General features: G+C 56.2%; 1 rRNA gene. It reads left to right on the top strand.

Going from position 1 to position 1,303, the window contains the following annotated elements:
* Nucleotides 1-324: 324 nt before the first annotated feature.
* Nucleotides 325-1,303: ribosomal RNA gene (locus ACK3SC_RS19030) — 16S ribosomal RNA — on the top strand; the annotation flags it as partial.

The following is a 1,303-nucleotide window of genomic DNA, read 5'->3' as shown; positions in this document are numbered from 1 at the left end:
CCTTAAGTGGTCGAGGGCATTTCGGAATAATGCGAACGACACACCGCGATTTCGGGGCGCTTCAACGCGTCCCGATTCACGGATTGACTCGAGGAAGTTCGACGGGTTTATACCCACGAACCACCTCGATTCAAATCCGAAGGAAATGAGGATTCCGCCCCTACGGTACGCCGTAAGACGGTATCTGATGTTAGCCCTAGTAGTTCGGTGACATCCGAACGGATGTCCCCGAACTCGGACCTTTGAACGGTGATTTGACAGCATAGCATTATGCTATCATTCACCCGCCAACACCCCGCGACCAGGTTTAAATGGTCGCGACCCATTCCGGTTGATCCTGCCGGAGGTCATTGCTATTGGGGTCCGATTTAGCCATGCTAGTTGTACGAGCTTAGACTCGTTGCGAAAAGCTCAGTAACACGTGGTCAAACTACCCTACGGAGAACGATAACCTCGGGAAACTGAGGCTAATAGTTCATAGGGGAGTCACGCTGGAATGCCGACTCTCCCAAACGCTCAGGCGCCGTAGGATGTGGCTGCGGCCGATTAGGTAGACGGTGGGGTAACGGCCCACCGTGCCGATAATCGGTACGGGTTGTGAGAGCAAGAGCCCGGAGACGGAATCTGAGACAAGATTCCGGGCCCTACGGGGCGCAGCAGGCGCGAAACCTTTACACTGTACGAAAGTGCGATAAGGGGACCCCAAGTGCGAGGGCATATAGTCCTCGCTTTTCCCGACTGTAAGGCGGTCGGGGAATAAGAGCTGGGCAAGACCGGTGCCAGCCGCCGCGGTAATACCGGCAGCTCAAGTGATGACCGATATTATTGGGCCTAAAGCGTCCGTAGCCGGCCACGAAGGTCTATCGGGAAATCCGCCAGCTTAACTGGCGGGCGTCCGGTAGAAACCACGTGGCTTGGGACCGGAAGGCTCGAGGGGTACGTCCGGGGTAGGAGTGAAATCCTGTAATCCTGGACGGACCACCGATGGCGAAAGCACCTCGAGAAGACGGATCCGACGGTGAGGGACGAAAGCTAGGGTCTCGAACCGGATTAGATACCCGGGTAGTCCTAGCTGTAAACGATGCTCGCTAGGTGTGGCACAGGCTACGAGCCTGTGCTGTGCCGTAGGGAAGCCGAGAAGCGAGCCGCCTGGGAAGTACGTCCGCAAGGATGAAACTTAAAGGAATTGGCGGGGGAGCACTACAACCGGAGGAGCCTGCGGTTTAATTGGACTCAACGCCGGACATCTCACCAGCTCCGACTATAGTGATGACGATCAGGTTGATGACCTTATCACGACGCT

Source organism: Haloferax sp. DFSO52, assembly GCF_048158745.1.
GTDB lineage: Archaea > Halobacteriota > Halobacteria > Halobacteriales > Haloferacaceae > Haloferax.
Note: the sequence above shows the minus strand (reverse complement) of the source record. Positions and strands in the feature narration are given on the sequence as shown.